This window comes from Protofrankia symbiont of Coriaria myrtifolia, from assembly GCF_900634755.1.
Classification (GTDB): domain Bacteria; phylum Actinomycetota; class Actinomycetes; order Frankiales; family Frankiaceae; genus Protofrankia; species Protofrankia coriariae.
This window is the reverse complement of sequence record NZ_CAAAFS010000098.1, coordinates 1-5,475: the sequence shown is the minus strand read 5'-3', so window position 1 is coordinate 5,475 and position 5,475 is coordinate 1. Positions and strand designations below refer to the sequence as shown.

At 72.7% G+C, this 5,475-nt stretch carries 5 protein-coding genes; all 5 read left to right on the top strand.

Going from position 1 to position 5,475, the window contains the following annotated elements; genetic code table 11:
• Positions 1–19 precede the first annotated feature (19 nt).
• The 5 genes from CM1CMNOD_RS05645 to CM1CMNOD_RS05625 all read left to right on the top strand — a co-directional run bounded on the left by CM1CMNOD_RS05645 (position 20) and on the right by CM1CMNOD_RS05625 (position 5,422).
• The gene (locus CM1CMNOD_RS05645; protein WP_013872702.1) at positions 20–1,495 is read left to right on the top strand and encodes a nicotinate phosphoribosyltransferase; all 1,476 of its coding nucleotides are present in this window, start codon (positions 20–22) and stop codon (positions 1,493–1,495) included.
• 140 nt (positions 1,496–1,635) lie between these two features.
• Positions 1,636–2,466, top strand: coding sequence for an NUDIX hydrolase (locus tag CM1CMNOD_RS05640; RefSeq protein ID WP_013872701.1), 831 nt, complete (start codon positions 1,636–1,638; stop codon positions 2,464–2,466).
• 44 nt (positions 2,467–2,510) lie between these two features.
• Positions 2,511–2,723, top strand: coding sequence for a hypothetical protein (locus CM1CMNOD_RS05635; protein ID WP_013872700.1), 213 nt, complete (start codon positions 2,511–2,513; stop codon positions 2,721–2,723).
• 245 nt (positions 2,724–2,968) lie between these two features.
• Positions 2,969–4,435: a helix-turn-helix domain-containing protein gene (locus CM1CMNOD_RS05630; protein ID WP_013872699.1), complete on the top strand. Its 1,467-nt coding sequence runs from the start codon at positions 2,969–2,971 to the stop codon at positions 4,433–4,435.
• 15 nt (positions 4,436–4,450) lie between these two features.
• On the top strand, positions 4,451–5,422 hold the full coding sequence (locus CM1CMNOD_RS05625; RefSeq protein ID WP_013872698.1) for an NAD-dependent epimerase/dehydratase family protein: 972 nt from the start codon (positions 4,451–4,453) through the stop codon (positions 5,420–5,422).
• Positions 5,423–5,475 lie beyond the last annotated feature (53 nt).

The window sequence follows — 5,475 nt, the reverse complement described above, 5'->3', positions numbered from 1 at the left end:
GTCTACTAGTGTGGTCGCGATGACCACGCCCACGCCGCTGCCCACACCGCCGTCCACGCGGCTGCCCGCACCGGCGTCCACAGCCCTGCTGACCGACCAGTACGAGCTGACGATGTTGCGGGCCGCGCTGCGTTCGGGGGCGGCGTCGCAGCGGGCGGTCTTCGAGGTGTTCACCCGGGCGCTGCCGGCCGGGCGCCGGTTCGGTGTGCTCGCCGGCACCGGCCGCCTGCTGGAGGCGATCGCGGCGTTCCGGTTCGGCCCGGACGAGCTCGCCTACCTGCGCGGCAACGGGATCGTGGACGACGCCACCGCGGACTACCTGGCCGGCTACCGCTTCGGCGGGGACATCCACGGTCTCGCCGAGGGCGAGCCGTTCATGCCGAACACCCCGGTGCTGGTCATCGAAGGCACCTTCGCCGAATGCGTCCTGTTGGAGACCCTGGTGCTGTCCGTGCTCAACCACGACAGCGCGATAGCCGCCGCGGGCGCCCGGATGGTCGCCGCGGCCGCGGGCCGGCCGTGCGTCGACATGGGCTCCCGCCGCACCCACGAGCAGGCCGCGGTCGCCGCGGCCCGGGCCGCCTACCTGGTCGGTTTCACCGCCACCTCGAACCTGGCGGCGGGCCGGCGCTGGGGCATCCCCACGACCGGCACGGCGGCGCACGCGTTCACGCTCGTCCACCCCTCCGAGCGGGAGGCTTTCGCCGCCCAGACCGGCGCGCTCGGAACGGGCACCACGCTGCTCGTCGACACCTACGACGTGCCGGCTGCGGTCGCCACCGCGGTCGAGGTGGCCGGGACGGCACTCGGCGCGGTCCGGCTCGACAGCGGCGACCTCGCGGCCGTGGCCCGGGCCACCCGCGCCCAGCTGGACGGCCTCGGCGCGCAGGCCACCCGCATCATCGTCACCGGGGATCTCGACGAGCACGTCATTGCCTCGCTCGCGGCCTCGCCGGTGGACGGCTACGGCGTGGGCACCCGGCTCGTCACCGGCTCGGGCGCGCCGACGACGGGGTTCGTCTACAAGATCGTCGAAGTGGCGGGGACGGCGGTCGCGAAGGCCTCGGTCGGCAAGAGCACCAGGGGCGGCCGTAAGGACCTGACCCGCCGGCACGACCGCAACGGGGTGGCGGTCGCCGATGTGATCACTACGGCGACCCGGGAGTCCGGGCTGACGACGACGCGAGACGAGAATCACACCGACGCCGCCCAGCCGGCTGCTGCCGGCACCGACATCGGCCGCCTGTCAGCCCCGTCCGGCCCGGAGGCGGACCCGTCCTGGCCGGAACGGCCGCTGCTGGTGCCGCTGGTGCGCGGCGGCCGGATTCTCGACGCCGACGGCACGACCCCCGAGGGGCTGCGTGCCGCCCGCGCCCATCACCAGGCGGCCCTGGCGTCCCTGCCTGCGCACGCGCTGCACGTCACCTACGGCGGGCCGTGCCTGCCGGTCATCACCACCGGCCAGCGGGCACAGCGGCAGCCCGGGCAACGGTAGGCCCTCCCACGGACGGGCCGTGGCCCGTCCCACCAGCCTCTTGCGTCGGCTCGTCGTGTCGGTTCGTCCCAGGCCGGACGGCGGGTCCGCGTCCCCGTCCGCGTGGCCAGGCCGCACACTGGGGCATCGTGAGACCTGTCATGTCGAACGACGCCCCGCTCGGCGGAGGCCCCGCGGACAGCGTCCCCACCGACAGAGCCCCTACCGACAGGGCCCCTACCGACAGGGCCCGGGCGGGCCGGGCCCACGCGCGGCGGGCCCCGGACACGTTCGTGAACGGACCATCGCCGATCGCGGTGACTGTCGATGTCGTCCTGCTGACGCTGCGTTCCGGGCAGCTCTGTGTGCTGGTCACCCAACGGGACTCACCGCCGTTCCAGGACGGCTGGGCGCTGCCCGGCGGCTTCGTCCGGGTGGACGAGGACCTGGACGCCTCGGCCCGCCGGCAGCTCACCGAGGGGACCGGCGTCGCCGCGTCCGGCCATCTTGAGCAGCTGCGCACCTACGGGCGGCCGGACCGCGACCCGCGGGCGCGGGTCGTCAGCGTGGCCTACCTCGCTCTGCTCCCGAACCTGCCGCCCCCACCGGGAACCGACCGTGACGGGCCGACGGCCCGCTGGTGGCCTGTGGAGGACTTGGGCTCCGCGGACGGCCCGGTCCTCGCCTTCGACCATCCGACGATCGTCGCCGACGGCGTGGAACGGGCCCGCAGCAAGTTGGAGTACACCCCGCTCGCCGCCGCCTTCTGCGAGGAGCCGTTCACCCTGGCCGAGCTCCGCCGCGTCTACGAGGCGGCCTGGGGAGCCCCGCTCGACCCGCCCAACTTCCGCCGCAAGGTGCTGTCGACCCCTGGCTTCGTGGTGCCGGTCGGCGCCCGCGCGGCGCCCCGCGGCGGGGGGCGCCCCGCCGAGCTGTACCGGCGGGGCTCCGCGACGGCCCTGCACCCGCCGCTGTTGCGCCGCTCCGTGTGAACCCCGTGTGAATGACGCCACCGTCCCTCCCGGGATCATCTGCGATGATCGTCGGTGTGCATCCCGACGCCAGTAACGCAGGCATATTTCTCGTCGTCGTCGGTGGCGCCCTGTTCGCGCTGCTGGTGTGGGGCCGCCGCGTCGGCGGCGGTGTCGTGCGGGAGATCTGGGGTCGGCTGGGCCTTCTCCGCTGGATCATCGCGCCGATCGTCGTCGTGATCTTTTTCGATCTCGCCGACGGCGTCGTGAACCGGTGATCCACACAACCGGGAACCTCGAACAGCTCTCGAACAGCTGAAGAATCGACAGCCGTCCGGCCCGCGACACACGCTCGTCCCGCTCGGGTGCGCTCATTAGATTGTCAGCGGAACGTGTGATTCACTTCACCGCAAGCAACATTTTCGCTGTACCGGAAGCGACCATTTTGTGGCTATGCGCGGTCGATCGACCGACTAGTTATGCTCACTTCCAGTAACCCCGAAGCCGGATGAAAGGACCGCGGGTGACTGGTCAACCATGGCTGTGGACGCCGCCGCACCAGACGACGCGATCGACCGGCGTGGGACTCCTTCTCCGCTCCTACCGGCAGACGTTCGGGCTCACCCAGCAGCAACTCGCCGAACGGCTCGGCTTCGACCAGTCCTATGTCTCCAAGGTCGAAAGCGGCCGGCGGGCCATTCATGACATCTCCACACTGCGTCACATCGCCCGCCGGCTGTCGTTGTCCCCGGAGGATGTGGGCCTGGCCGCGGGCTCCCTGATCGAAAGCCGCCGGGACGCCGACCCCGCCGACCCGCTGGACGAACGGATCGCGGCCAGTCAGCGCACCTGGCGGCTGACGCGCGACTACCTCAACCACCACCGGATCAGCCTGGCCCGGGCCGCGGCCGGCCTGTACCCGCAGCCCTACCGGCTCGGCAACGGCCTGCTGGTCCGGCCCAACTGGATGTGGAACGAGCCGGTCGACCTCGCCGACATCGAACTGGCGTGGTCCGACACGCTCCCCGCGCCGACGGTGTCGGGAGCGGGCGCCGACACCGAGCACCTGCGCCCGCTGACCGACGGCGGGGCTGCCTTCGGGACGTACACCCGGGCCATGCGTGACCTCGACCGGCCCACGCTCTTCGAGAACCGCCTGAGCTTCCGCATGCTCGAGGCCATCCGCGCCGGGCAGCGCGGGCCGCGGCTGTCCTTCGGCCACACCACCTACTTCGACGCCCTCGACGTGTGCGAGTCGGTCGCCCACGAAACGGCCGCGGCCATGCTCGGCGGCGGGCTGTCCTGGCCGGCGCTGCCGTTCCGGCGCCGGATCGGCGACCCGTTCGACCTGTGCCAGCGGGTCGTCCTGCCGTCCATCAACACCCTGACCATCCGGCACGACCAGAGCCGGGCGAGCTTCATGCTGCACCGCCGCAGCGCCGGCTCGGTGGCGACCGCCGGCGGCGTCTACCACGTGCTGCCGGCGGGGGTGTTCCAGCCGTCCGGGATCTCCCCGGGCCACCACGAGACGGACTTCGACCTCTGGCGCAACATCATGCGGGAGCTGAGCGAGGAGCTGCTCGGCAACGCCGAACACGACGGCACCAGCTCCTGTCTGATCGACTACGACGGCGACGAGCCGTTCCGCTCCCTGCAGCGGGCCCGGCACTCCGGCTGTGTCCGCGCCTGGTGCTTCGGCATGGGCGTCGACGCGCTCACGCTCTTCGGCGAGATCCTCACGGTCGTGGTCGTGGACGCCGACGTCTTCGACTCACTGTTCAGCGGGATGGTCCCGGTCAACGCCGAGGGATCCGTGGTCACCACCGGTCCGCACCGGCAGGCGTCGGAGGGTATCCCGTTCACCCACGCGACTGTCCGCCGGCTGATCGAGCACGAACCGCTCGCGCCCTCGGCCGCGGCCTGTCTGGAGCTCGCATGGCGCCATCGCGGGACGCTGCTGCCCGGGTTGCGCATGCGGGCCGCGTCCTGAGGCCTCGTCGACATCGTGCGTGTTCTTGTCACCGGTGCGGCCGGTTTCGTCGGTGGGGCTGTCACCGACACCCTCGCCGCGGCCGGACACCAGGTGACCTCGCTCGTCCGCTCCGGACGGTCGTGCCCGCCGTTCGCGCCGGGAGTGGAGGTCGTCGCCGCCGACCTGGTGGACTTCCACGAGCTCGAGCTCGCCCGGCTCGACCGCGGCTTCGACGCGGTCTGCCATCTCGCCGCCCTGACCCGGGTACGCGAGTCCCGGTATGACCCGCTGCGGTACTTCGCGGTGAACGTGACGGGCACCGCGAACCTGCTGCGGCTGCTCGAACGCGGTACCAAGGCCGCCGGGACCGCGCCGGTCGTCGTCCTGGGGTCGACCTGCGCCGTCTACGGAACGCCGGAGATCCAGCCCATCCCGGAGAGCACGCCCCCGGCGCCGACCCACCCCTACGGGGCCTCCAAGCTCGCCGCCGAGCAGCTCGTCGTCCACCAGGCCGCGACCGGCGGGATCGGCGCGGTGGTGCTGCGCTCCTTCAACGTCGCGGGCGCCGCGGGCCGGCACGCCGACAACGACCAGAGCCGGATCATCCCGGCGGCGCTGGCGGTGGCCGCCGGGCGCTGCGAGTCCTTCGGCGTCAACGGGGACGGGGCGGTGATCCGCGAGTACGTACACGTGGCCGACATGGCCGAGGCGTACCTCGCGGCCCTGGACGCCGTCCGGCCCGGCCACAGCAGGATCTTCAACGTCGGTACCGGCCTCGGGGTCAGCGTCATCGACGTCCTCGACGCGGTGGAACGGGTCACCGGCCGCGCCGTACAACGGGTGCACCGCCCGCCGGCGGCGGAGCCGCCCGTGCTCGTGGCGGACAGCCGGCGCATCCGGGCGGAGCTGGGCTGGCAGGGCAGCCGCTCGACGATCGACCGGATCGTCGCCGACGCCTGGGACGCGGCGACCTCACGGGCGTCCACCACCGCCACGTCCAGGTGACCGCGCGTCCGGCGGCTTCGCCCGGCATCTCCCGGCCCACCGGTGTCCCCGGC